Genomic DNA, 24,259 nt, shown 5'->3' on the forward strand with positions numbered 1-24,259 from the left:
AACCATTACCCCGGTAATTCCCTTTTTCTCCTTATTTTACAGTCCGTTTTTAGTTATAAAGCCCTCAAAAGTTAATTCACAATGGACGCAAACATTCTTGGCAAGGCAGAGCAATGGCTTCACGGAGGCTATGATGCTGAAACCGTATCTACCGTAGAAAAACTCATCAAGGAAAACCCGGACGAGATTACCGACGCATTTTACCGCAACCTCGAATTCGGCACCGGCGGCCTCCGCGGTGTGATGGGCGTGGGCACCAACCGTATGAACAAATATACCGTTGGCACCGCCACCCAGGGATTCGCCAATTATCTCAACAAATCCTTTCCCGACGGCGTGAAAGTGGCCATCGCGCACGACAGCCGCAACAACAGCCGCTTCTTCGCGGAAGTAACGGCCAACGTGATGGCGGCCAACGGGATCAAAGTATACCTGTTCGAAAGCCTGCGCCCCACGCCCGAGCTTTCGTTTGCCATCCGCCACCTGGGCTGCCAGGGCGGCGTGGTGATCACCGCTTCCCACAACCCGCGGGAATACAACGGCTACAAAGCTTACTGGAACGACGGCGCTCAACTGGTACCGCCCCACGATAAAAACGTGATCGCCGAAGTGGAAAAGATCCAGGGCATCGGCGAAGTGAAATGGACCGGCTGGGGACAAAATATCACGCTCATCGGCAAGGAAATGGACGAAGCCTACCTCGCCATGCTCAAAAGCCTCAGCGTATATCCCGAAGTAGTTGCCAAACAACACGCGCTGAAGATCGTTTATACTCCCATCCACGGCACCGGCATCACCCTGGTCCCTGAAATCCTGCAACGCTTTGGTTTCACCAATGTGCATGTAGTGGAAGAACAGGCCAAACCTGACGGAAACTTCCCGACCGTGGTTTATCCCAATCCCGAAGAGGCGGAAGCCATGAGCATCGGCCTGAAAAAAGCCGCTGAACTCGACGCCGACATCGTCCTCGGCACCGATCCCGACTCCGACCGCGTGGGCATCGCCGTGAAAGACCATACCGGCAAATGGATCCTGCTCAACGGCAACCAAACCGCCGTGCTGCTCTTCAATTACATCGTGGAAGCGCGCAAACGGAAGGGATTATCCAAACCCAATGATTACATCTGCAAAACCATCGTTACATCTGACCTCATAGACGTATTCGCGGCCAGCAACCAGATCACCTGCTACAATACCCTCACCGGTTTCAAATGGATCGCCGACCTCATCCGCAGGAAGGAAGATACCGAGCATTTCGTGTGCGGCGGAGAGGAATCCTATGGTTACATGATCGGCGATAACGTGCGCGACAAAGACGCCATCGCTTCCGTGGCCATGATCTGCGAGATGGCGGCATATGCGAAAAACGAAGGCCGTTCCCTCTACGAACAGCTCATCGATATTTACCTCCGTTACGGATTTTATAAAGAATCGCTCATTTCCATCACGAAAAAGGGCATGAAAGGCGCGGAAGAGATCGCGGAGATGATGACCCGTTACCGCGAGAATCCCCCCACCGTGATCAACGGCTCCAAAGTGGTGAAGATTTTCGATTACGAGCAACAGTTTGTAACCACGCTGGCTACCGGAGAAAAACAACAGCTCGATCTGCCGAAATCCAACGTGCTGCAATTCCTGCTGGAAGACGGCAGCCGTATTTCCGCGCGGCCTTCCGGCACGGAGCCCAAGATCAAGTTCTACTTCAGCGTGCATGAATCGCTCGACAGCGTGGCGGATGTGGAAAGAGTGGAACAGGCCCTCGACGCGAAGGTCACCAACATTATTCACGACATGCAATTGTAATGCGCCTACAGGTCGTATCGATACACCTGACCTTAACATTATTGTACAGCCCGGTATCCGCCCAGGAGGCCAGCCGCACGGGATTCTTCGAACGGCCCGACACGACCGTTCCGGCCCGGATGGTAGCCCTCAGCGCGGGTACCGTTGCTGTATCTACGGGATCCATGCTTGTGCTCAACGAGTACTGGTACAAAGGATTTCCGCGGCGGCGCTTCCATTTCTACAATGACGCCGGCGAATGGCTCCAGATGGACAAAGCCGGCCATGTTTTCACCACTTATTTCCTGTCCAAATACAGCCGCGAATTGTGGCGATGGACGGGACTGCCGCGCAAAAAGCAAATCTGGTACGGGGGGCTCAGCGGGCTCGCATACCAGTCGGTGATCGAAGTGCTGGACGGGGGATCGGCGAACTGGGGGTTCTCCTGGTCCGACATGGCGGCCAATACCATTGGCGCCACGGCGATGGTGGCGCAGGAACTGCTGTGGGACGAACAGCGCATTCAATTGAAATTCTCCTGGTCGCCGGTGCGTTATCCGGACCCCGTGTTGCGGAAGCGGGCCGATGAGATTTACGGGGTGAATGCGCTGGAAAGGGTACTAAAAGATTACAACGGGCAAACGTATTGGGCATCCCTTAACCTGTCATCTTTCTTTCCCCAAAAAAACCTGCCCAAATGGCTGAACATTTCGTTCGGATATGGAGTAGACGGGGTGTTTGATGCTTTTGTAAATGTGTGGGACACCCGGGAAGGGCTCCACACAGATTACCGTCATATCCGGCGGGTACGGCAGTTTTACCTCTCGCCCGACATCGATCTTACGCGCATCCCTACACGGCGTAGGGGTATCAAAGTGTTGTTGCAGGCGCTGAATATGATTAAGATCCCCGCTCCCGCGCTGGAAATCAACAGTGCGGGCAGGTTACGGGCGCATGCCTTTCTTTTTTAAGGAAAAACTACACCAGGTAAGCAGAGGAGATCTCCTCTCCTTCCACATCCACCATTACCATGTTCTGCGGCGTTGTGGCCAGGCTGTATCCGACAAAATCAACGGATAAGGGGAAAGACTTATGCTGGCGGTCGACCAGTACGGCGGTGAGGATTTTCTTTGGGAGATAAGCGAGGAAAGGTTTGATGGCATAGAGCATCGTGCGGCCGGAATTGGCGACATCATCGATCACCACGATAACTTTGTTATTGAAATCGGAGCTGGCGGAAAGTGTTACTTCGCCCGGGGATTGCTTGTCCAGCTTGATTTCCATGACTTCGACGGTAAAGGGCGCGATCCGCTGGAGGTGCGCGGCGATCTTGCGGGTGATGAGCGAGCCGCGGTCCCAGATGCCCGCGAGGATGATGGAGGGCTCGTCGTAATTGTGCTCGTAAATTTCATACGCGATCCGTTCGATCTTCTTTTCAATTACTTCCCCGGTGAGGATGACGTTCCGATTTTCCATACTAAAAAATTGTTCAGCCGTAAAAATACATAAATTGCGACAACAACCGGTCAAATCAACGATATGCAAATTGTTTCACAACTGCTCTTTTTCGCAGCGCTGGCAGCTGCCGTTTATTTCTTCAGCCGGAGGGCCGCAGGCATCCGCCGCAACATCCTGCTGGGGAGGGACACCGACCTGTCGGACCAACCCGCCCGGCGCTTGAACAACCTGCTGTTGCTGGCCTTCGGTCAGAAGAAGATGTTCCGCAACCCGCTGGTGGCGGTCCTTCACTTTTTCGTATATGCGGGCTTCGTCATCATCAACCTGGAGATCCTGGAGATCATTATTGACGGGCTGGCCGGCACGCACCGCATCTTCGCCCCTTACCTCGGGCCGGTGTATAATGTACTGATCGGTTGTTTCGAGATCCTGGCGGTGCTGGTGGCCGTTTCCTGCGCGATTTTCCTCGTCCGCCGCAACGTTTTGAAAATTAAGCGTTTCCTCAGCCGCGACCTTGACGGCTGGCCGCGTTCCGACGCGAATTATATCCTCATCACAGAAATCGTGCTTATGCTGCTGTTCCTCACCATGAACACGGCCGACGGGGTGTTGCAAACGCGCCATGCGCCGCATTACCCGGATACCGGGAGTTTCTGGGTAACCGGGATGTTCCAGCCCCTGTTCGAAGGCTTCTCCACGCCCACGCTGGTAGGAATCGAAAGGGCGGCGTGGTGGCTCCATATCCTGGGTATCCTCGCATTCCTGAATTACCTGCCCTGGTCCAAGCACCTGCATATCATCCTCGCTTTCCCCAACGCGTATTTCGCGCGGCTGGAGCCGAAGGGGAAGATGGAAAACCTGCCCGCCATCCAGCAGGAAGTACTGTATGCCATGCAACCCGAGCTGGCACCGACGGACGCGGCGGCGGAAGTTCCGAAGTTCGGCGCCAAAGACGTGCACGACCTCACCTGGAAAAACCTGCTAGACGCGTTCGCCTGTACAGAATGCGGCAGGTGCTCGGCTGCCTGCCCCGCAACGCAGACCGGCAAAGCCCTTTCTCCGCGGCTGATCATGATGAAAACACGTGACCGCGCGGAGGCGGCGGGCCGTGGCGAGACCGATAAAACGCTGTTGCACGACTACATTACCGTCGAAGAGCTCCGCGCCTGCACCAGCTGCGGCGCCTGCGTGGAAGAATGCCCCGTGAGCATCCACCCGCTGGATATCATTTACCAAATGCGCAGGCAACTGGTGATGGAAGAATCCAACGCCCCGCAGGAATGGACCCTCATGTTCTCCAATATCGAAAACAATATGGCCCCCTGGAAGTCCTCCCCGGACGAACGGGACGCCTGGATACACGCTTAAATATATGAGTATGCAGATCAAGACCATGGCTGAATATTTTGCCGAAGGCGAAACGCCGGAAGTGCTTTTCTGGGTAGGATGCGCCGGCAGCATCGACCAGCGCTCGCAGAAGATTACGCGCGCCTTCGCCGAGATCCTCACGCGCACCGGCACCCGGTTCGCCGTGCTGGGTAAAGAGGAAGCCTGTACGGGAGATCCCGCCCGCCGCGCCGGCAACGAATTCCTGTTCCAGATGATGGCGTATAACAACATCCAGGTGCTAAATGGTTATGGCGTCAAGAAGATCGTGACGGCCTGTCCCCACTGTTTCAACACCCTTAAAAACGAATACCCCGAACTGGGTGGCCATTACGAAGTGATGCACCACACCACCTTCCTGCAGGGCCTTATTAATGAAGGCCGGATCAAAATGAAGGAAGGCGGCAGTTTCAAAGGGAAAAAGATCACCTACCACGATTCCTGCTATATCGGCCGCGCCAACGGCATCTACGAAGCGCCCCGCGCCGTTCTGGAAGCCCTCGACGCCGAACTGGTTGAAATGAAACGCTGCGGCAGCCGCGGCCTTTGCTGCGGAGCAGGTGGCGCCCAGATGTTCAAGGAAGAAGAAAAAGGAACCACCCGCGTCAACTTCGAAAGAGGCCGCGAAGCCGTGGAAACCGGCGCCGAAATCATCGCCTCCAACTGCCCTTTCTGCATGACTATGCTTACCGACGGCGTAAAGGAAACCGGGAAAGAAGACAGCGTAAAAGTGCTGGACCTGGCCGAACTCATCGCCCGCGACATGCAGGAATAGCCCGTTTCCTCCCGATTTCGTAAATTTGTCATATGGACCAGAACGCAATCATACAACAACTGCCCGCCGGCTTCGCCGCCGATTCCCGGGTTTGGATATACCAGAGCAACCGTCCTTTCAGCGAAAAGGAAACCATGGAGATAGAAGAACAGTTGCACCAGTTCACCGCGCAATGGAATGCCCACGGCGTTCCCGTGAAAGGCTGGGGAAAAGTGCTCTTCAACCAGGTGATCGTGCTCATCGCCGACGAGTCGGAAACGCATGTCAGCGGATGCAGCACCGACAGCTCCGTGCGCATCGTCAAAAGTATTGAACGGCAATACGAAGTAAACCTGTTCGACCGCCTGCTGCTGGGGTTTATCGTGAAAGACAAGTTCCAGCTGCTACCGCTGCAACAGGTGGCGTATGCGCTGGAGAAAGGATATATCAGCAAAGACACGCTGTACCTGAACAATACGGTATTGTCGCTTGGCGAAATGAAAGAGAAATGGCTCATGCCGCTGAAAGACAGCTGGATCATGCAGCGCATCGGGCAAACGGCCTGATCCGTAACACGCGAAGAATATACAGGAGCAGCCCCCGGCCGGGGGCTGCTTTTTTTTACAAGTAATACTACTCAAATATGAATTGAGTTGTTCTACTGAAAAATTCCGCCCACCGCGATGATAGTTTTGCATTCGTAAACATGCGTCGCCGACATGCAAAAATCACCACCCCAAAGTTCCTTCCATACCCTCTCTTCATCAGTTTACCCCAATGCATGGAGGCGACGGCATTTTTACCCGCATACGTTCGCCACATCATTCAAAAGTATATACATGAAAAAGCTCATCATCATTCTTTCCGCCTGTTGCGTCACCTTTTTCGCCGCTTCGTGCGGTGGAGAAACCTTAGAACCGGAACCGGAACAACCTGACCCTACCGAGCAGGAAGAACCGGATTGGGCCGATATTCTCGACCTCTTCGACATCCACCACCTGGCAGCGCCCGGCATCGGTGCGGATACCGCGAAGCCTTACAACCGCCCGGTAGACACCTGGCCCGGTGTGAAGGTGGTACGCAGGCCCAACAAGCCTTTCAACCCCGACATTCAACTGCTGCACGGCAATACCAATTCTTTCTATGTAGACGTGAATCTCGTAAACACCAATACCACCGCGAAGGAGCAGAAGTTCCCCGCCGGCACCATGTTCGTTTCTTTCGCCAGAACCACCGACCGCAAAAGGTATCGAACCGGTATGCTCATGCAGGATGTTACGGTAACCGTTCCGCCCACGGGGCCCCAGAAAGACACCATGACTATTTACCTCGGCCTGGCGAGTATCAACCTGAACGCACCGTCGCCGTTGGGCGTCAAACCCGGCCACCCCGAATTCCCGATCGCGCTGGACATGTACGAAATCCACGACTGGACTACCTACAGTCCCCTGCTCGATTTCGCGGAATACCTCACACATTTCCCCAAACTGAAACTCACGAAACATTATAACCCCGCCGAGCTCATGAAGTCTGTTAACGATCGTCCGGAATGGCTGCGCCCCTATGGCTGGATCCAGGAGGCGATTTACCAGATAACGGACGGCGACGGGTTGTCGGTAGCGGAACAAACGGAGCTGACGAAGAAGTTGAAACCGTACATGGAAGACTAAATAACCGATACACCTATATCCCATCACAAAAACCACACAATCATCCGTTCGAGTAATTACCCTTATTCAAAGAAAAGCCGTCCATTCCGGGCGGCTTTTTTTGTATTTGAGTAGAATTACCCTAAACGATAATCACGAAAATGTACGGTGACGGCGGGATGTGAACTGCCGTATTTTGTTAATGATGCAGCGGCACTGCATTCCGGCTGGCGGGCAACCTGCAATGGTTACCTGTAGCCGATCCTTGAGGGAATTATGCTTAGATGAGCGAACACGCGAGCGCCTCTTTCGGGGCGCTTTTTGTTAAGTTAGGTAAAGCATCCGATTAACGATCTTTTATCTGAAGCGTATGTTTCTTTCACCCGAGGATTTTACCTGATTGATATACCCGTTCATCTCATCCGCCACTCGTTTGGCGCGGAGGATCGCATCCGTGCGGGGTTGGCGGTTGCCGAGATTGATGATATCGATGGTGGAAAGGTGCGCCAGCGGCACGGTACCGCCGCGTTTCAGCCGTAACCGTAGTGTGCGGGGCATGGAGCGGCGGATATAATGGAGGATACTGGGCCTGCTTCCCTTGTTCGAAGAGGTGAAGCCACTGACTTCGCGCAGCGGATAAGTGCGCTTGTTGAAGATGGAGGGACGGATGGTGAGGGATTGGGAGGATTTATCGATCCATGCAAGCTTCCCCGCCGGGCTTACCAGCCTCGACCACAAATCCCCGGCCAATAATACCGCGATGATAGTAATGAAGATCCCGAAGGCCCACTTCCCGGCAGACAGGTGCTGAAGGCCGTCGCGATAAACAAACCACACCAACCATCCGGCAAAAGCGGTGAATATAATGGACCAGGTGAGGTCGAACCAGTCTTTAAACGATCTGCGGAAGCGAAGCTCTATGGCGTCGTAGGTTTCGGTGATGGTGAAGTTATCGATCACAATGCGCATAAATGGATGGGGGTAATTACATTTTGCGCCAAATTAAGATGATGCAGGGCCTGATGGCAGTTCCAATTAACGGTTCGCCGTTCCCGCCTAACCAATCCTGCATTTCAATGATTACGGATCCGTTTCGTATAAAATTGCATGGCGATCCCGAACAGCACACCGGCAATCAACCATGCCGGCACCTGTTTCCAGCGGAATTCGAGGTGGATCAGGGTATCCGTGGCGATCGACAGCACAGCAAATCCCAGTCCCGGTATAAGCGCCATCCAGGCGGACTTCCTGTTTTCACGCATAAAGTAATGATGGGGTGAGGCATGAACCCGTTAACAATAAATACAATGTAATGAAATCGCCGGGAAAAAGAAAAGCCGCTGCAAAAGCGGCTTTCAAATGAGCGGGAAACCGGGCTCGAACCGGCCACCCTCAGCTTGGGAAGCTGATGCTCTACCAAATGAGCTATTCCCGCTGGTATTTTCCTGAAAGGATGGCAAATATACATCCCGCCTTTTTCAATTCAAAATGCAATTTTCCCCTCTCGTAAACCGCTCAGCGATCCGTCCCATCTTTCCCCGGATTCTTCCTGTCATTCTGTCATTTTTTTATGTACTTTTGCAGTTCTTAAATTTTGACAGGCATGCTGGAAACAGTTCAGAAAGTACATGACGAGCGCCGCCAGGGCGAAGCCATCGCCCCGGCGGCGGAGGACACCCGTACCTATTCAAAAAATTCTATATAGAAAGCTATGGTTGCCAGATGAATTTCAACGACAGTGAAATCGTCGCGTCCATTCTCAATACCCAGGGTTACGGCGCCACCCGCAATGTGGAAGAAGCAGACCTCGTGTTGCTCAACACCTGCTCCATCCGTGAAAAGGCGGAGCAGACCGTGCGCCAGCGCCTCACCACCTTCAAAAAAACCAAGCAACAGAAGCCCGGGTTCCTCGTGGGCGTGCTTGGCTGCATGGCCGAACGCCTCAAATCCAAGTTCCTCGAAGAGGAAAAACTGGTGGACCTGGTCGTGGGCCCCGACGCTTACCGTACCCTCCCCGCCCTCATCGAAGAAGCCGGCACCGGACAGAAAGCCATCAACGTGCTGCTGAGCCGGGAGGAAACGTATGGAGACATCAGCCCGGTGCGCCTCGACAGCAACGGCGTCACCGCTTTTGTATCCATCATGCGCGGCTGCAACAATATGTGCACCTTCTGCGTGGTGCCTTTTACCCGTGGCCGCGAACGCAGCCGCGACCCGTATTCCATTCTGGCCGAAGCCACCGATCTTTTCGAACGCGGCTACCGGGAAGTAACGCTCCTGGGCCAGAACGTAGACTCCTACTATTTCGTGGACGAATCCAAAGATGAAACGATCACCTTCGCCAGCCTGCTCGAACGCGTTGCCGGCATCAGCCCGCTGCTGCGGGTGCGTTTCAGCACTTCCCACCCGAAAGACATTACCGACGAAGTGCTCCACGCCATGGCCCGCCACGAAAACATCTGCAATTACATCCACCTCCCCGTGCAAAGCGGCTCCACGCGCGTGCTGCAACTGATGAACCGCACCTACACCCGGGAATGGTATATGAAAAAGGTCGACCGTATCCGTGAAATCCTCCCCGATTGCGCCATCTCCACCGACGTAATCACCGGTTTCTGCACGGAGACGGAAGAAGACCACCAGGACACTATGTCCATCATGGAATACGCCAAATATGACCTCGCCTACATGTTCGCTTACTCCGAGCGCCCCGGTACCCTGGCGGCCCGCCGGTACCAGGACGATGTGCCGGAAGACGTGAAAAAGCGCCGCCTCGCCGAGATCGTGGCCCTGCATCGCGGACATTCGCACGAAAGCATGCAGAAAGAAGTGGGCAAGACGGTGAAAGTCCTTGTAGAAGGCACTTCCAAGAAATCCGACGAGCAGCTTTTCGGCCGCACCGATCAGAATAAAGTGGCGGTGTTCGACAAAGGCGATCTGCAAAAAGGCGATTATGTGATGGTCAAAATCGATGACTGTACGGCAGGCACCCTCATTGCTACAGTGGTGGGGCGCTGCTGATTAAAAAATAATTGGAATGGACAATATTCAAAGCATAAAGAACCGCTTCGGCATCATCGGCAATTCCGCATCGCTCAATTACGCGTTGCAGGTGGCCGCGCAGGTCGCCAATACCGATCTCACGGTGCTGATCTCCGGCGAAAGCGGTGTGGGCAAGGAAGTATTTTCCCAGATCATCCATGCGTTAAGCGCCCGCAAGCACAATCCTTTCATCGCCGTAAACTGCGGCGCCATCCCGGAAGGCACGATCGATTCGGAGCTGTTCGGGCATGAGAAGGGATCGTTTACCGGGGCGGTCGACAGCCGCAAGGGTTATTTCGAAACTGTCAACGGCGGCACCATTTTCCTCGACGAGATCGGGGAAATGCCCCTGGGCACGCAGGCACGGCTGCTGCGCGTACTGGAAACCGGCGAATACATCCGCGTGGGCTCTTCCAAAGTGCAGAAAACCGACGTGCGCGTGATCGCCGCCACCAACCGCGACCTGCTCGAACGCACCCAGCAGGGCAAGTTCCGCGAGGATCTGTATTACCGGCTTAACACCGTTCCTATCCGCGTGCCTTCGCTACGCGACAGGAAAGAAGATATTCCCATGCTTTTCCGCAAGTTCTGCGTGGATTTCGCGGAGAAATACAAAACGACATCCATCCAGCTGAACGACGAAGCACGGGACGTGCTCGTGAACTATCCCTGGCCCGGCAACGTGCGGGAATTGAAGAACATTGCGGAGCAGATCTCCGTGCTGGCGCCGGAAAAGCTGGTGAACGCCACGGACCTGCGGAACTTCCTCCCGGAGCAACCGGCCGTCAACCGTTTACCGATGCTCGCCCCGGGCGGCCATGCGCAGGGTAACGGGGATTTCTCGAACGAAAGGGACATCCTGTACAAGCTTTTCTTCGATATGAAGAAAGACGTAACCGAACTGAAAAAGATGTTTTTCGAAGTGATGCAGAATCCCAATCTCGCGCATACGACCTATGCGGATTCCGGCGTGCTGGCCGGCTTCCATCAGCCGGCGGAAGCGCCGGTGGTATCTGCGCCCGGCATCATCTCGGCGCCGGCCAACCAGCAACCGATCATCCTGAAAGACAATACCATCGATCACCACGAAGAAGTCGAAGAAACTTTATCGATCGCGGATAAGGAAAAGGAACTGATCGAGAAAGCGTTGCGCAAGCACAAGGGGAAAAGGAAAGACGCCGCGCTTGACCTCGGCATTTCGGAACGCACCCTGTACCGTAAACTGAAGGAATACAACATCCATGAATAAACGACCTATGTCCAGATACATCGCCCTGCTGGCTGGCATCGCCCTGTGGGCCGGCATCGGAGGCTGCACGATCAAATATTCCGCCAATGGCGCCACCATCGATCCGGAAGCTAAAACCGTGCTGGTGCGCTATATCGAGAACCGTGCGCCGCAGAATAACCCGCAGCTGAGCCAGAATGTCACCGAGAAGCTCCGGCAGAAAATCCTCGCGCAAACACGCCTTACCCAAACCAACGACCAAACGGCCGACTATGAGTTCCGCGGCACCATCACGGGTTATTCCGTGTCCAACTCCGCCGTTACGGATATCGACAAACCGGCGAGCGCCCGTCTGACCATCACTGTGAACGTTACTTTCGTAAAACGAATCGGCGACAAAAAAGGCTTTACCAACCAGTCTTTCTCCCGTTCGGCCGACTTCAACGCATCCCGGACGATCAACGAGGCGGAGCCCCAGCTGATCGCGGAAATCGTTCCCAACCTGGTGGATGATATCTTTAACCGGGCGTTTGCGAACTGGTAGGCTTTCTTTGATTTAGACATTATTTTCATATTTTAGCGCACATGACGCCGAACAGGATTATAGATCATATTTTTCACGAAGATGAGCTGAAGAATGTAGACCAGCAGGCCCTGGAGCGCCTGGTGGAGCAGTATCCGTACTTCGCGGCGGCCCGCGTCCTGCTGGCGCAGAAACAATTTGCCGACACGCCGGATTTCCAGGACCCGGTATTTAAGGCTGCGCAGCTGTATACCAGCACGCCGCAGTATCTGTACCAGCTCACCGCGACGCAATCGCCCGAGCACGCCGCCGCGCCGCCGCCTCCCCTGGAAGCGGCAGACAGCTGGCAAAGACGGGAAATCGAGGTGGAGGATGCGGTCAATGAACAGGATCAGGCGATCATCGACAATGTGGAAGCCACCGCCGATCCTTTGCCCGCACCCTGGGGCGAACCGGCCGGGGCCGAAGTGGACGAAGAGGAAGCTGCACTGCTCGATGAGTTGGAGGCTTCCGTAGCCGCCACACAGGAAATTCCCGGAGAAAGCGCCTTGCTTACTGCCAATATTGCTACGGAAACGGAAATGACAACGGAGGTCATCAGCGCGGAAGACCAGGCTATCCTGGACGAGCTGGAGGCCGAAGACCGCGCAGCCGCCGAGGCGCGCCTCGCTACGGAAACGGAGCCCGGCACAACTCCTGTCGCACAAATAGCGGTGCCGCCGACGGAAGTCGACGAAGTGGTGGCCGTGGATTACGAAGCGGAAGAGGAAAAGGTGGCATTCGAAGCAGCCCGCAACCTCGAAGTGCCCGATACTATCGTAGCGGTAGATTACGAAGCGGAAGAAGAAAAAGCTGCATTCGAAGCAGCCCGCAACCTCGAAGTGCCCGACAATATTGTAGCGGTTGATTTTGAAGCGGAAGAAGAAAAGGCCGCATTCGACGCGGCGCGTAATCTCGAAGTGCCCGATAACATTGTTGCCATAGATTACGAAGCAGAAGCAGAAAAATCCGCATTTAACGCCGCCCGCAACCTCGAAGTGCCCGATAACGTCATAGCTGTGGATTACGAAGCGGAAGAGGATAAAGCTGCGTTCGACGCCGCCCGCAACCTGGAACTCCCGGATGATGTGGTAGTGGTGGATTATGAAGCGCTTGGCGGACCTTCGGAATATGAACCTGAAATCGAGGAAGAAGAGGTGAAAGTGCCCACCGGTCACGCGCCGGAAGGCCACGGCATCGCTATTCCGCCGGCGCCTGAAGCCCCCAATGCTCAGGAGCCTTCCGGATACGAACCGGAAATCGAGGAGGAGGAAGTGGAAGTATCCACCGGCCAGGCGCCCGAAGGCCACGGCATCGCCATTCCGCCCGCGCCAGAAGCCGTAGCGGAGCCCGCTGCCAATGAAACGGACGCTCCGATCCGCATCCACCCCATGGATGCGCCTAAACCGGAAACGGAGCTTACCTTCCAACCGCTGTTTACAGAAGATTATTTCGCATATAAAAAACTGAAAGAGCCGACTAACGCCGAAAGCATGACCGCAAAAGCCGCCGCTGAAATGAGAAGCTTTACCGACTGGCTCCGCCAGCTGAAGGACAACTTCTCCGGAAAAGCCACAAAAGACTGGTATCATCAGCAATTGCACAAATTATATGAAGACGACGACCCGGAAGTAACCGAGCGCGTGGAAGCCATGGCCATTCAATCCATTACCCTGAACGACGACATCGTTTCCGAAACGCTCGCCGAGATCTGGGTGAGGCAGCATCAGCCCCTGAAAGCCATCGCGGTATATCAAAAATTAAGTTTGCTTAATCCGGGCAAAAAAGCGTACTTTGCGCAGAAGATTAAAGACTTACAAAACAATTAACAACTCATAACTAGTAGCTAACATGTTGATTTTCTTTGGAATATTGATTGTGATTGCCTGTATTCTGCTCGGCTTTTTCGTGCTGGTACAAAACCCCAAAGGCGGCGGCCTCGCCGGTAACCTCGGCGGTTTTGGCAACCAGGTGATGGGCGTTCGCCAAACGACTGACGTGCTGGAAAAAGGCACCTGGGTACTGGCGGCCGTGATTGCCGTGCTGTGCCTTACCTCTACCATGTTCACCGGTTCTACCTCCGGCGGTAACAACATGCCGCAGAGCGCCAGCGAACGCGCCCAGGGCGCCGCTCCCGCTCCCAGCAGCACTCCGCTCCCCGGCGCAGCGCAACAACAACAGGCAGCTCCTGTTCAGCAGCCCGCTGATTCCGGTAAATAACAATATTCCTTCCGAATAATATTTTCCAAGACCTCGCCGTTAAAAGCGGGGTTTTTTATTGAGGATACTCCGCCTTCTGCTATCTGACCAACATGCGTAACAAGACTAACAAAAACACCTCGCCCTGGGTGCGCCGCATCGCCATCATCGGCGCCTGCCTCATCGCCGGCGCCCTCGTGATCGCCGCATACCTTCTGATGGGGCCCAACACCCGCTCCTTCGGCGATAAAAAATACTTCTATGTGCCCACCGGCAGCCGGTACGACGACGTGCTCAAGGGCCTCTCGGACCAGGAAATTATCTCTTCCACATCCACCTTCAACCTCGTAGCCCGCCAGCTCGGCTACCCTTCCCGCGTAAAAGCCGGCCGCTACGAGATCAAGAAAGGCATGAGCAACCTCGAAATCGTGCGCATCCTGCGCAGCGGCAAACAATCGCCTGTAAAACTGGTGATCAACAAGCTCCGCCTCAAAAACGACTTCATCCGCCTCGTGTCCAACAACCTCGAAGCCGATTCCGCCGCCATGCGCGCCATCCTGGAAGACCCGGTCTACCTCCGCCAGTTCGGGCTCGACACCACCACCGTCATGGCCGCCGTTATGCCCAACACCTACGAGTTCTACTGGAACACCTCCGCTGCCAAGGTTTTCGATAAGATATCCGATGCGTACGAAACCTTCTGGAACGATACCCGCAAACAAAAAGCCGCCGCCCTCAACCTCACGCCCGTGCAGGTAACCGTGCTCGCCTCCATCGTGGAAGAAGAAACCAACCGCAACGACGAGAAGCCCGTCATCGCCAGCGTATACCTGAATCGCATGAAAAAAGGCATGCGCCTCGGAGCCGATCCTACCGTGAAATTCGCACTACAGAACTTCGCCCTCCGCCGCATCTACAACACGCACCTCGAATTCGATTCTCCGTATAACACCTACCGTTACTACGGCCTGCCGCCCGGCCCCATCTGCACCCCATCCGCCAAATCGATCGACGCGGTGCTGACGCCGGCCGAAACGGATTACCTGTTTTTCGCCGCAAGGCCCGATGGCAGCGGGTATCACTCTTTCGCCGTTACCTTCAAAGAACACCTGGAAAATGCCCGGGCGTATCAAAAGGGGCTCAACGCCAGAGGCATCAAATAATTCGTATTTTTACGGCGGTCCAACAACACCCTGATGATCGACGTAGAAAAACTCATCCTCGAATCCCGGCCGGTTCAATGGCTGACGCATAAAAGCAAATCGCTGGTATTGCCGGGGTTCGAAGGCGCGCCCCTGTACGACGTCATCGTGTTTTTCCTCAAAGAAACAGCGAAAGAAAGCCTGGTGGAAAGGGCCGCGGCCATCTCGTTCAACTTCCTCCTGGCCATCCCCCCGTTCTTCATTTTCCTGTTCACGCTCGTACCTTTCATTCCGCTGCAAAACGTGGAGCCCACGCTGTACGACCTCGCGCAAACCATCACGCCCAATTACAACAGCTACATCATCGTGCGCGACATGATCCACGACTTCCTGTACACCCAGCGCAACACCCTGCTGTCGTTCGCCTTCATCCTCAGTTTCTACTATTCCAGCAACGGCATAATGGGCATGCTGCGCTCTTTCGACAAGCTGCTGCCCGGCTTCCACCAACGCACCTGGTGGCAAACCAGGCTTACCGCGCTGAAGCTCACCGTCTTCCTCGTTTTCCTCCTGCTGGCGACCGTAGTGCTCATTATCATGCAGGGCACCCTGCTGAAGAGCATCCTCGAATACATCGGGATCCAGGATACCTATTCGCAGTTCCTGCTCCAGGTAGTAAGGTGGACGCTCATCGTGTTATTATTCTTCGCCATCATTTCCGTTATTTATAAATTCGGGCCGGCCGTCCAGAAGAAATGGAAATACATTTCTGCGGGATCTACTTTCGCTACCATCGCCATGATTGCCGTAACACTTGGCTTCTCTTACTGGGTGACCAATTTCGCGCGATACAACCAGATTTATGGCTCTATCGGCACCATCCTCGTACTCATGCTCGTAGTCTATTTCAACTCCTTTATCCTGCTGATCGGATTCGAACTGAACACCAGTATCAGCACGTTACGGGAGATCGCGGAAGCGCGAAACAAGAAGGAATCTCCTGAGTTACAGGGACTTTCGTAATACCTTGCCAGAAATAGGATGGATGGCTTCACTTTGCACCCGAAATACCTTAATTTCATACCAACCAAATTACGGAGGCCTATGAAAAAGCATATCTTTTTCCTCCTGCTGATCGCGGCCGCCGCCGTTTCGTTCCGGCTGCCGGGTCATATCGACATCGGGGCGAAACTGCCGAAAGTAGATGTCAAAATGAAAGATATTTCCGGCAAGGAAGTGTCGATGAACGACGCCAAAAAAGCGAACGGTTTGCTGGTGATGTTCTCCTGCAATACCTGTCCATATGTGGTGCGCAACCAGGACCGTACCCGCGCGATCTGCCAGTTCGCGCAGAAGAACAACGTGGGCGTCATCCTCATCAACTCCAATGAAGCGGCCCGCACCGGCGGCGACTCCTACGAAGCGATGCAAACCTACGCCCGCCAGCAGTCTTACAACTGGCTGTACGTCGTGGATAAGGATAACCAGGTGGCCGACGCCTTCAACGCCGACCGCACGCCGGAATGCTATCTGTTCGACAAAAGCGGCACCCTCGTTTACAAGGGCGCGATCGATGACAATCCCGGCAACGCAAGTGGCGTGAAAGACAAATACCTCCACGCCGCCATCCAGGCCATGGTAACTGGCAAACCCATCCCAAACCCGTCTACCGCTTCCGTGGGTTGTGGCATCAAACGGAAAATGTAAATGCATTTGCACTGATAAAGAAAAAGCTGACCGTAACTCCGGTCAGCTTTTTTTATGTGATAGCGCACTATCTGAAAGGGACGGCGTTATTACAACCATATCATTTTCAAATCATTTATTGACCCACGATGAACACGGCGTTGCCGAACAGCAGCTTCCCGTTTTCCCAGAAGCTGCGGAAAAGCGGGTTGTCGGTCATGAGGATGATTTCGCCGTTGCCGATTTCCTTAACACCAAACACGAGGCCGTCGCGGAGGCGCTCCCGGGCAGCGGCGCCCACAAACCCGGTCAGGTAGTCGTCCTGTTTGAGGGCGCCCACATTCCATCCGTCGTCTTTGAAAAATGCCAGTAGCTGGTCGTTCTGCTTTAGGGTGTAATAATATTCCGGGTATCCGAATGCCAGCGGGTGCGTTTTATCCAGGTGCACTTTGTAGATCGCGCCGGGAATGAAGCCCGACACGCTTTCGCGCTCCCGGTTAGCATAAGGTTTCAGGTTTTTGTATGGTTCTTTGGGGGCTTCGTCTTCCTCGTCTTTCACTTCTTCCTTTTCCTTCTTCATTTCATATCCCCACTCCCCTTCCGCCAGTTGCGCCACGGCATCTTCCATAACGATTAACCGGCCGCCGGCGGAAACCCAGTCTTTCAGCCGGGCGGCCACCGCTTTGTCTTTCAGCATATCGTACCGGCCGTCCGGCAGGATGAGCACATCAAGGTCTTTCCACGCCGAACCCGGCAGCGCGGTGGCGGGCAATACCGTGAGCGGGTATTCAATCTGTTCTTCGAAGTAATGCCAGATTTCGCCCATACCCAGCGACGAAATGCCATCCCCGGCGAGCAGGCCAACTTTCGGTTTGCGGATGAAACGGATTTTATCCGAACCGAAGTCCGCGCCTTTGTCCACAAAACCAGTTGGCACACGGGTAACGCTCACACCCATACGCGCTGCGAGCACCGGGATGGATTCCAGCGAAGTATTTCCGGATTTGGTGATGATGAGCGTGCCGGCGGGATGTACTTTTCCACCGATCGTAAAAGGCGCTTCCGCATAGCGTACCCGCAGGTTTCGGTTGAGGAGTGCGGCAAGGAACTTCACGTCTTTGGTGCTGTTCCAGGCGGCGAGATATGCGTAAGTGGCCCCTTCGGCCGGAGGCGCTGCCGACTTCTCCAACGTGTCGGCTACAGCGGGCTGCAGCCGCGCTTTTACGGCATACGCCGGAAGGCCATAGGCGTAGGGCATCGCCCAGGCGGTAATGTCGTAAGTCACGCTGTCGGTTAACCGGGAAACCGGTTCGAAAAGTACGCGCACCATGGTTGACCGCGGCTGGTAAGCGCTCACCACCAGGTCACCTTTTTCTATCGCGAAATTCTCTGATTTACCGGTAAAATAATTGAAGCCGTTTCCGGAGGAATTGCCTGTCGCGAAGCCGAAGGAAATATCGTTGCGGCGCAGCGTTTCGGCGAGCGACATGAGCTTTTCCGTATTACCGCCGCTTTTCACGACGTAAGTTTTATAATCGCCGGACGGCTGCTGGCGCGCGTCGCGGAAGAACTTGCCAAATTCCTCCACCAGTTTGCCGGCTTGCGCCACGGAAGCTTCCACGGTGGCGATGCCGGTAGTGAAGTGATGATCGAGCCGGTCTTTCAGCCGCAGCGTATCCCCTTCCCGGTTCACGATGGCGAGGCCCGCGCGGCCGCTGCCGCCCTGCTCGTAAGTCATCCCGATGGCGCCATTGTAAGTGGGATAGGTATCGCCGTAGCTCGGGTAAAAGAGATCGAACTGTTCTTTGGTGAAGTAGAGCCAGCCGTTGGCGTCGAAGTAAGTGGCGTTATGTTTCCCGATTTGCGTCTGGAAGGCGCGCTGCCATTCGGTAACGGCGTCGTGCAGGGGTTCCGCGGCTGGCGCGAAATAATACGGTGCGTCTACCCCCTGTTCATGAAAATCCACATGTACCTGCGGCATCCAGCGGTTATACTGGAGCACGCGTTGACGGGATTCCACCTGCGATTGCCAGGCCCAATCGCGGTTCAGATCGAAATAGTAGTGGTTGGGACGGCCACCGGGCCAGGGCTCCGCATGTTCGCGGGCGTAGGGCGTGGCGTCCGGGATGCGGGCGTGGATGGAATTATAGAAATTCACGTAGCGGTCGCGGCCATCGGGGTTCAGACAGGGATCGATGATGACCACCGCATTGTCCAGCAGCGATTTGCGGCTGGTGAGCAGCGTATGCGCCGTGCGCATGGCGGCTTCGGTGGAAACTGCTTCGTTGCCGTGTACGTTATAGCTCAGCCAGATGATGACAGGTTGATTTTGGGCGCTCCCTCCGTTCAGCAAGGCCAGGTTGCCGCTGCGGATCGCTTCGAGGCGGGCGATGTTGGCGGGGGAAGAAAGGATGGCGAGCACCAGCGGCCGGCCTTCGTACGTTTGGCCGTAGGTCTCGAAGCGCATCATAGCATTGCCTTCGGCGATTTTGCGGAAGTAATCCACGACTTTATAATGGGGCGTAAACTTTGCTCCCAGCTGGTACCCGAGAAATTCGGCGGGGGACTGCTGAGCATTTGCGGCCAGCATGCAAACGGAAAAGAAAAAAGACAGGACGGCAGACTTCATAGATTCGTAGTATCCGGCTAAGATAGGGAAAAAGCGCCGGTGCGGAAGCGGCACATTCCCCAGAAAATATCCGTATTTTGGGAGGAAACAGCCACGCCTATGCGCTCCTTTTTGTTCCCCCTGCTGCTGTTGCTGGCGCTTACTTCCGCGGCACAGCAGGTTGATCCCTACCATTATTCCAGTCGTAAATATATGGAAGCGAAGCGCTTCGCGGTATCGTCAGCCCATCCGCTGGCGAGCGGGGCGGGCGCGCAGATCATGCGGGAGGGGGGCAACGCGGTGGATGCTGCGATTGCGGTACAGCTGGCGCTGGCGGTCGTTTATCCGCAGGCGGGGAACCTGGGCGGCGGGGGCTTTATGGTTGCGCGGATGGCCGATGGCCGGTCCGTCACCATCGACTACCGCGAGAAAGCCCCCGGCCGGTCGCACCGCGACATGTACCTGGATTCCGCCGGCAACCCGGTTACCGCCCGCTCGCTCGAAGGGCACCTGGCCGCGGGGGTCCCCGGCACGGTTGCGGGCCTCGTGGCATCACAGGCTTATGGCCGGCTCCCGCTGTCAAAGCTCATCGCTCCGGCCATCGTGCTGGCGGAAAAGGGGTTCGCCATCACCGAACAGGAAGCCCACGGCCTCAACCGGCTGCGCGACATGTTCATCCGCCTCAACACCCAACCCAATGCTTTCGTGAAAGACACACCCTGGAAAACGGGCGACACCCTCATCCAGCAAGACCTCGCCAACACCCTGCGCCGCATTGCGAAAAAAGGCGGCAAAGGATTCTATTCCGGCGAAACCGCGCGCCTCGTGGCCGCCGAGATGCGGCGCGGCGGGGGCATCATCACCGAAACAGATATGGCCGCTTACAAAGCTGTTGTCCGACAGCCGCTGGAATTCATGTTCCGGGGGTATACCGTCATCACCATGCCACTGCCCAGCAGCGGCGGCATCGGGCTGCAGCAGATGCTCGGCATGGTCGAGGATTTTCCGCTGGAAAAAACCGGGTTTCATAGCCCGGAAGCCGTGCAACGCATGATCGAAGCCGAGCGCAGGGCGTACGCCGACCGGGCGGAATATCTCGGCGACCCCGATTTCGTGAAAGTGCCCGTAGCGCAACTCACCGATAAAAAATACCTGCAGGAAAGGATAGCGGATTATGTAGCAGGGAAACCTTCTCCCAGCAAAAGCATCAAAGCCGGCGGGCCATTTGAAAGCACGGAAACCACGCACCTCAGCGTGGTGGACGCCGAAGGCAATGCCGTATCCGTTACCACGACCCTCAACGGCAGCTACGGCAGCAAAGTGGTGGTTGGCGGCGCGGGGTTCCTGCTCAACAACGAAATGGACGACTTCTCCGTGAAGCCCGGCGCGCCCAACCTCTACGGCCTCATCGGCACGGAAGCCAACGCCATCGCGCCGGGGAAGCGCATGCTCAGTTGCATGACGCCCACCATCGTACTGAAAAACGGGAAGCCGTATATGGTGACCGGCACGCCCGGAGGGTCCACCATCATCACTTCGTTATTCCAGACGCTGGTCAACGATATCGTGTTCGGGATGGACGCCAAATCCAACGTCAACGCGCCCAAATTCCACCATCAATGGTGGCCGGAAGACGTGCGGATAGAAAAGGAGTTCCCCGCCGCCACGAAAGCAGCCCTGGAAAAGATGGGATACCCGGTGAAAGTGGGATCACCGTGGAGCCGTACCGAACTGATCCGCATTGTGGATGGGAAGATTGAAGCGGTGGGCGACTGGCGTGGCGACGACAGCGTTGCGGGAGAATAAAATCGTACATTTAAGCCTTCATCAAAAACGATCAGCAAGTATGCGACTTTACCTGGACAGTGCGAAGAAACGGTTGCTCACTTACAAAGAGCTCGGCGAGAAAACCCTCCGCCAGCTCAACGACCGGCAGATACACTGGCAGCCTACGGGCCAGCCCAACAACATTTACATCATCGTAAAACATATGAGCGGCAATATGCTGTCGCGCTTCACGGATTTCCTCACCAGCGACGGCGAAAAGCCCTGGCGCCAGCGCGACGCCGAGTTCATCGACGATGCGCCGGAGGCCACGATGGCCGACCTGCTGGACATATGGAACAAGGGATGGGAATGCCTCATCACCGCCATCGACGGCCTCGAAGAAGCGGATCTCGGTAAAACCGTTTACATCCGTACCGAGCCTCATACCGTGATAGACGCCCTCAACCGGCAGCTCGCCCACTACCCTTACCATGTCGGCCAGATCGTGTATCTCGGAAAGATCATGCGGGCAGAAGGATGGGAAAGCCTTTCCATCCCCGTGGGGCAATCGCAGCAGTTCAACGACGCAAAAGCGGCAGGCAAATGAAACATACGATATTATTTTCCGCGGCCGCGATCTTGCTGGCCGCCTGCAATTCCGGCAAAACCGACGCATTGCTGAAACACAAGAAATGGAAGGTGTACGACGTCACCGTTCCCGCAGGCGCTTCCTACAACCATGTGCAGGCCACGCAGGCCAAGGATCTGAAAGACGGCTATTACAGCGACGCCTTTTACCAGTTCCTCGACAACAATCTTTTCATCGCCACCATCGCCGGCGTCCCAGACAGCGGGAAATACTCCCTGCTCAGCAACGGGAAGATCATTTCCGTGACGGGCGCCAACGGCTCGCGCAGTTCCGAGCACCTCGTGGAAGTGGTGAAGCTGAATGAGAACGAATTCGACATGAAAGTGAATACCGGCGAATATTATTTCGTACTCCGCACCCGGAAACAGTAATCATGATCAAGATCACAGACAGTATGCCCGGCAGAACCACCGTTTGCGACGGCCGCGAGCTTTTATTCTTCTCAGGATTCTCATACCTGGGCATGCATACATCGCCCGTTTTCCAAACGCTCCTCGCCGAAGGCCAGGCGCTTTTCGGCAGCGTATATCCCAGCAGCCGCATCGGCAACCTGCAGCTCTCGCTTTACGAGCAACTGGAGCACGCACTGGCGGTGCATACGGGCCAACAGGCCGCGGCCTGTTTTTCGTCGGGCTACCTGTCTGCCCAGGCGGCCGTCACTTACGCCGTTGGCAAAGGCACGCCCCTGTATGCGCCTGGCACGCACCCCGCGCTGCAGTTCCCCGGCGCCGTTGCGGCTTCCGGGAACTGGAACGACTGGCTGGCTACCACAGTGGACATGCTGAACCGCGAGCCCGATCACACCTACGTACTGATCTCCGACGCGGTAGATCCACTCCGGGGCGAGGTGCACGACTTCAGTCCCCTCGCCCGCCTGGAGCGCAAAGCCCTGGTGCTGATCGACGATTCACATGGCCTGGGCATACTCGGCGCAAACGGGGAAGGTATTGCCGCTACGTTGCCGGAATCGACCGCCGCGAGGTACCTCCTCACCGCGTCGCTGGCAAAAGCTTATAGCCTGGAAGGCGGCTTGGTGACTGGGCATGCCGCCGATATCGCGGCCATCCGCCGGCTGCCGCTCTTTACCGCCAGTACGCCCATCATCCCGGCCAATGCGTATACCTGGCTGAAAGCGGAGCCTGCTTTCGCGGAAGCGCGCCGGCTGCTGCGCGCCAACATCACCGCGCTGGAAAGGCTCACCGGGGCTATCGACGAAGTGCCCAACACGCACGGGCTTCCTATGTTCGTACTGGATGATCCTTCGGAAAATATATACACCTGGCTCCTCTCCCACGATACGCTTATCTCTTCGTTCGCGTATCCTGATCCGCAGGGCGACCGCATCAACCGGATCGTTTTGTCGGCCCTCCATACGCCCGACGATCTCGAAATGCTCGCCGCACAACTTGTTCAATATTACGATCACCCATAAACAGCACCCATTCATGATCAAAAAGACCCTTGCCTTCGTATCCCTGCTCCTCATGATGCTACCCGCCATGGCGCAAAAGTCGCTGCTTTACAAAATCTCCGGCAACGGGTTGCCGCAGCCATCATATGTGTTCGGGACCATTCACATGATCTGTCCGCAGGACTTTAACTTCCCCGACAAGCTCGCAAAAGTGGTGCGGGCCGCTAATGTAATTTATCTCGAAATGGATATGGACGATCCGTCCCTGATGCTGAACATGGCGATGATGATGCAGGACAAAACACCGGGTTATTCGCTGGAAAATGCATTCTCCAAGGAAGATTACCGCCTGTTGCAGCAATTCATGAACGACAGCCTGAGCATGGATATCGAAAATTTCAAAAAGATGAAGCCGATGGTACTGATGAGCCTGCTGGCCACCAGGCTGCTGCCCTGTAAAAAGAGCGAATCGTATGAAATGAAACTGGTGGAAATGGCCAAACAAAATAATAAGCCGGTAGAAGGACTGGAAACAATCGAGGATCAGATGGCGATTTTTGATAATATCGCCGATACGACGGAAGCGAGCTCTATAATGGAATATGTAAAGAATATGGCGAAGCAGCGGGATATTATGAACCGGTTGATGGCATCCTATAAAAAGCAGGATGTGAACGCATTATACAACCTGGTGCTGGAAACGGCGGAAACGGAGTCCGACCGCGAAGAGATCCTGGACAAGCGCAACCGCAACTGGATCCCTATTATGGAAAAAGCGATGAAGAGAAACCTGGCGCTTTTTGCCGTAGGCGCTGGCCATCTCGGGGGCGACCAGGGAGTGCTGTCGTTATTGAAGAAGAAGGGGTACAAAGTGGAACCTGTAATCAACTAATTAATTATCAATATGTTGAAAAGCCGCTCCCATTCCGGGGCGGC

The 24,259-nt window shown here is 55.4% G+C and carries 23 protein-coding genes and 1 tRNA gene; 19 read left to right on the plus strand and 5 right to left on the minus strand.

Translation table 11 applies throughout. The annotated features are described in order from the left end of the window. Positions 1-81: 81 nt before the first annotated feature. A complete protein-coding gene (locus tag WJU16_RS04050) occupies positions 82-1,803 on the plus strand; it encodes a phospho-sugar mutase (protein ID WP_341837044.1) in 1,722 nt (573 codons plus the stop codon). Continuing rightward, entirely contained in the window at positions 1,803-2,753 is a 951-nt protein-coding gene (locus WJU16_RS04055; RefSeq protein WP_341837045.1) for a DUF2279 domain-containing protein, read from the plus strand. Before WJU16_RS04050 ends, WJU16_RS04055 begins: the two co-directional genes overlap by 1 nt. Positions 2,754-2,760: 7 nt before the next feature. On the opposite strand, the gene WJU16_RS04060 is transcribed toward WJU16_RS04055, so the two are convergent. Beyond that, entirely contained in the window at positions 2,761-3,258 is a 498-nt protein-coding gene (locus WJU16_RS04060; RefSeq protein WP_341837046.1) for a phosphoribosyltransferase family protein, read from the minus strand. Positions 3,259-3,321: 63 nt separating this feature from the next. On the opposite strand from WJU16_RS04060, the gene WJU16_RS04065 reads away from it, so the two are divergent. The 4 genes from WJU16_RS04065 (at position 3,322) to WJU16_RS04080 (ending at position 7,050) form a co-directional block, all read left to right on the plus strand. Further along, positions 3,322-4,608 (plus strand): (Fe-S)-binding protein, encoded by a 1,287-nt coding sequence (locus WJU16_RS04065; protein WP_341837047.1) that lies wholly within the window; start codon positions 3,322-3,324, stop codon positions 4,606-4,608. A gap of 10 nt (positions 4,609-4,618) precedes the next feature. Then, the gene (locus tag WJU16_RS04070) at positions 4,619-5,401 is read left to right on the plus strand and encodes a (Fe-S)-binding protein (protein WP_341837048.1); all 783 of its coding nucleotides are present in this window, start codon (positions 4,619-4,621) and stop codon (positions 5,399-5,401) included. A 32-nt stretch (positions 5,402-5,433) separates the two neighbouring features. Then, positions 5,434-5,946 (plus strand): hypothetical protein, encoded by a 513-nt coding sequence (locus WJU16_RS04075; RefSeq protein WP_341837049.1) that lies wholly within the window; start codon positions 5,434-5,436, stop codon positions 5,944-5,946. A gap of 273 nt (positions 5,947-6,219) precedes the next feature. Further along, positions 6,220-7,050 (plus strand): hypothetical protein, encoded by an 831-nt coding sequence (locus WJU16_RS04080; RefSeq protein WP_341837050.1) that lies wholly within the window; start codon positions 6,220-6,222, stop codon positions 7,048-7,050. A 336-nt stretch (positions 7,051-7,386) separates the two neighbouring features. Here WJU16_RS04080 and WJU16_RS04085 read toward each other — a convergent pair whose 3' ends face one another. The 3 genes from WJU16_RS04085 to WJU16_RS04095 all read right to left on the minus strand — a co-directional run bounded on the left by WJU16_RS04085 (position 7,387) and on the right by WJU16_RS04095 (position 8,464). Next, the gene (locus tag WJU16_RS04085; RefSeq protein WP_341837051.1) at positions 7,387-7,998 is read right to left on the minus strand and encodes a hypothetical protein; all 612 of its coding nucleotides are present in this window, start codon (positions 7,996-7,998) and stop codon (positions 7,387-7,389) included. A gap of 104 nt (positions 7,999-8,102) precedes the next feature. After that, positions 8,103-8,291 (minus strand): hypothetical protein, encoded by a 189-nt coding sequence (locus tag WJU16_RS04090; protein ID WP_341837052.1) that lies wholly within the window; start codon positions 8,289-8,291, stop codon positions 8,103-8,105. Between the two features lie 100 nt (positions 8,292-8,391). After that, positions 8,392-8,464: transfer RNA gene (locus tag WJU16_RS04095), tRNA-Gly, on the minus strand. 287 nt (positions 8,465-8,751) lie between these two features. Between WJU16_RS04095 and miaB the strand changes: the two genes are divergently transcribed. From miaB to WJU16_RS04135, 8 genes are all read left to right on the plus strand, one after another. After that, a complete protein-coding gene (gene miaB, locus WJU16_RS04100; protein ID WP_341837053.1) occupies positions 8,752-10,050 on the plus strand; it encodes a tRNA (N6-isopentenyl adenosine(37)-C2)-methylthiotransferase MiaB in 1,299 nt (432 codons plus the stop codon). Between the two features lie 16 nt (positions 10,051-10,066). Next, positions 10,067-11,320, plus strand: a complete 1,254-nt coding sequence (locus tag WJU16_RS04105) for a sigma-54 dependent transcriptional regulator (RefSeq protein ID WP_341837054.1) — start codon at positions 10,067-10,069, stop codon at positions 11,318-11,320. A gap of 7 nt (positions 11,321-11,327) precedes the next feature. Beyond that, positions 11,328-11,843, plus strand: coding sequence for an LptE family protein (locus WJU16_RS04110; protein WP_298712936.1), 516 nt, complete (start codon positions 11,328-11,330; stop codon positions 11,841-11,843). A gap of 41 nt (positions 11,844-11,884) precedes the next feature. Continuing rightward, positions 11,885-13,690 (plus strand): hypothetical protein, encoded by a 1,806-nt coding sequence (locus WJU16_RS04115; protein WP_341837055.1) that lies wholly within the window; start codon positions 11,885-11,887, stop codon positions 13,688-13,690. A 22-nt stretch (positions 13,691-13,712) separates the two neighbouring features. Beyond that, on the plus strand, positions 13,713-14,081 hold the full coding sequence (gene secG / locus WJU16_RS04120; RefSeq protein WP_341837056.1) for a preprotein translocase subunit SecG: 369 nt from the start codon (positions 13,713-13,715) through the stop codon (positions 14,079-14,081). 92 nt (positions 14,082-14,173) lie between these two features. Beyond that, on the plus strand, positions 14,174-15,223 hold the full coding sequence (gene mltG / locus WJU16_RS04125) for an endolytic transglycosylase MltG (RefSeq protein WP_341837057.1): 1,050 nt from the start codon (positions 14,174-14,176) through the stop codon (positions 15,221-15,223). 33 nt (positions 15,224-15,256) lie between these two features. Continuing rightward, positions 15,257-16,225 carry a YihY/virulence factor BrkB family protein gene (locus WJU16_RS04130; RefSeq protein WP_341837058.1) on the plus strand — a complete coding sequence of 323 codons (969 nt, stop codon included), beginning with the start codon at positions 15,257-15,259 and terminating at the stop codon, positions 16,223-16,225. An 81-nt stretch (positions 16,226-16,306) separates the two neighbouring features. Continuing rightward, complete coding sequence (locus WJU16_RS04135) at positions 16,307-16,909, plus strand: thioredoxin family protein (protein ID WP_341837059.1); 603 nt, start codon at positions 16,307-16,309, stop codon at positions 16,907-16,909. Positions 16,910-17,024: 115 nt separating this feature from the next. On the opposite strand, the gene WJU16_RS04140 is transcribed toward WJU16_RS04135, so the two are convergent. Next, on the minus strand, positions 17,025-19,517 hold the full coding sequence (locus tag WJU16_RS04140) for a M14 family metallopeptidase (protein ID WP_341837060.1): 2,493 nt from the start codon (positions 19,515-19,517) through the stop codon (positions 17,025-17,027). 99 nt (positions 19,518-19,616) lie between these two features. Here WJU16_RS04140 and ggt point away from each other — a divergent pair, with 99 nt between their 5' ends. The 5 genes from ggt to WJU16_RS04165 are packed head-to-tail and all read left to right on the plus strand — an operon-like array spanning position 19,617 to position 24,215. Beyond that, positions 19,617-21,302: a gamma-glutamyltransferase gene (ggt, locus tag WJU16_RS04145; protein WP_341837061.1), complete on the plus strand. Its 1,686-nt coding sequence runs from the start codon at positions 19,617-19,619 to the stop codon at positions 21,300-21,302. A 40-nt stretch (positions 21,303-21,342) separates the two neighbouring features. After that, positions 21,343-21,870, plus strand: coding sequence for a DUF1572 family protein (locus WJU16_RS04150; RefSeq protein WP_341837062.1), 528 nt, complete (start codon positions 21,343-21,345; stop codon positions 21,868-21,870). Further along, positions 21,867-22,283 carry a hypothetical protein gene (locus tag WJU16_RS04155; RefSeq protein ID WP_341837063.1) on the plus strand — a complete coding sequence of 139 codons (417 nt, stop codon included), beginning with the start codon at positions 21,867-21,869 and terminating at the stop codon, positions 22,281-22,283. Before WJU16_RS04150 ends, WJU16_RS04155 begins: the two co-directional genes overlap by 4 nt. A gap of 2 nt (positions 22,284-22,285) precedes the next feature. Then, positions 22,286-23,344, plus strand: a complete 1,059-nt coding sequence (locus tag WJU16_RS04160) for a hypothetical protein (protein WP_341837064.1) — start codon at positions 22,286-22,288, stop codon at positions 23,342-23,344. A 13-nt stretch (positions 23,345-23,357) separates the two neighbouring features. Continuing rightward, positions 23,358-24,215 (plus strand): TraB/GumN family protein, encoded by an 858-nt coding sequence (locus WJU16_RS04165; RefSeq protein ID WP_341837065.1) that lies wholly within the window; start codon positions 23,358-23,360, stop codon positions 24,213-24,215. The last annotated feature ends 44 nt before the right edge of the window (positions 24,216-24,259 follow it).

This window comes from Chitinophaga pollutisoli, from assembly GCF_038396755.1.
GTDB classification, from domain to species: Bacteria; Bacteroidota; Bacteroidia; order Chitinophagales; family Chitinophagaceae; genus Chitinophaga; species Chitinophaga pollutisoli.

What these genes read in the sequence shown, in the direction of transcription:
- WJU16_RS04050 (WP_341837044.1), top strand. Translation starts at nt 82, where the DNA reads ATGGACGCAAACATTCTTGGCAAGGCAGAGCAATGGCTTCACGGAGGC.
- WJU16_RS04055 (WP_341837045.1), top strand. Translation starts at nt 1,803, where the DNA reads ATGCGCCTACAGGTCGTATCGATACACCTGACCTTAACATTATTGTAC.
- WJU16_RS04060 (WP_341837046.1), bottom strand. Translation starts at nt 3,258, where the DNA reads ATGGAAAATCGGAACGTCATCCTCACCGGGGAAGTAATTGAAAAGAAG.
- WJU16_RS04065 (WP_341837047.1), top strand. Translation starts at nt 3,322, where the DNA reads ATGCAAATTGTTTCACAACTGCTCTTTTTCGCAGCGCTGGCAGCTGCC.
- WJU16_RS04070 (WP_341837048.1), top strand. Translation starts at nt 4,619, where the DNA reads ATGCAGATCAAGACCATGGCTGAATATTTTGCCGAAGGCGAAACGCCG.
- WJU16_RS04075 (WP_341837049.1), top strand. Translation starts at nt 5,434, where the DNA reads ATGGACCAGAACGCAATCATACAACAACTGCCCGCCGGCTTCGCCGCC.
- WJU16_RS04080 (WP_341837050.1), top strand. Translation starts at nt 6,220, where the DNA reads ATGAAAAAGCTCATCATCATTCTTTCCGCCTGTTGCGTCACCTTTTTC.
- WJU16_RS04085 (WP_341837051.1), bottom strand. Translation starts at nt 7,998, where the DNA reads ATGCGCATTGTGATCGATAACTTCACCATCACCGAAACCTACGACGCC.
- WJU16_RS04090 (WP_341837052.1), bottom strand. Translation starts at nt 8,291, where the DNA reads ATGCGTGAAAACAGGAAGTCCGCCTGGATGGCGCTTATACCGGGACTG.
- miaB (WP_341837053.1), top strand. Translation starts at nt 8,752, where the DNA reads ATGAATTTCAACGACAGTGAAATCGTCGCGTCCATTCTCAATACCCAG.
- WJU16_RS04105 (WP_341837054.1), top strand. Translation starts at nt 10,067, where the DNA reads ATGGACAATATTCAAAGCATAAAGAACCGCTTCGGCATCATCGGCAAT.
- WJU16_RS04110 (WP_298712936.1), top strand. Translation starts at nt 11,328, where the DNA reads ATGTCCAGATACATCGCCCTGCTGGCTGGCATCGCCCTGTGGGCCGGC.
- WJU16_RS04115 (WP_341837055.1), top strand. Translation starts at nt 11,885, where the DNA reads ATGACGCCGAACAGGATTATAGATCATATTTTTCACGAAGATGAGCTG.
- secG (WP_341837056.1), top strand. Translation starts at nt 13,713, where the DNA reads ATGTTGATTTTCTTTGGAATATTGATTGTGATTGCCTGTATTCTGCTC.
- mltG (WP_341837057.1), top strand. Translation starts at nt 14,174, where the DNA reads ATGCGTAACAAGACTAACAAAAACACCTCGCCCTGGGTGCGCCGCATC.
- WJU16_RS04130 (WP_341837058.1), top strand. Translation starts at nt 15,257, where the DNA reads ATGATCGACGTAGAAAAACTCATCCTCGAATCCCGGCCGGTTCAATGG.
- WJU16_RS04135 (WP_341837059.1), top strand. Translation starts at nt 16,307, where the DNA reads ATGAAAAAGCATATCTTTTTCCTCCTGCTGATCGCGGCCGCCGCCGTT.
- WJU16_RS04140 (WP_341837060.1), bottom strand. Translation starts at nt 19,517, where the DNA reads ATGAAGTCTGCCGTCCTGTCTTTTTTCTTTTCCGTTTGCATGCTGGCC.
- ggt (WP_341837061.1), top strand. Translation starts at nt 19,617, where the DNA reads ATGCGCTCCTTTTTGTTCCCCCTGCTGCTGTTGCTGGCGCTTACTTCC.
- WJU16_RS04150 (WP_341837062.1), top strand. Translation starts at nt 21,343, where the DNA reads ATGCGACTTTACCTGGACAGTGCGAAGAAACGGTTGCTCACTTACAAA.
- WJU16_RS04155 (WP_341837063.1), top strand. Translation starts at nt 21,867, where the DNA reads ATGAAACATACGATATTATTTTCCGCGGCCGCGATCTTGCTGGCCGCC.
- WJU16_RS04160 (WP_341837064.1), top strand. Translation starts at nt 22,286, where the DNA reads ATGATCAAGATCACAGACAGTATGCCCGGCAGAACCACCGTTTGCGAC.
- WJU16_RS04165 (WP_341837065.1), top strand. Translation starts at nt 23,358, where the DNA reads ATGATCAAAAAGACCCTTGCCTTCGTATCCCTGCTCCTCATGATGCTA.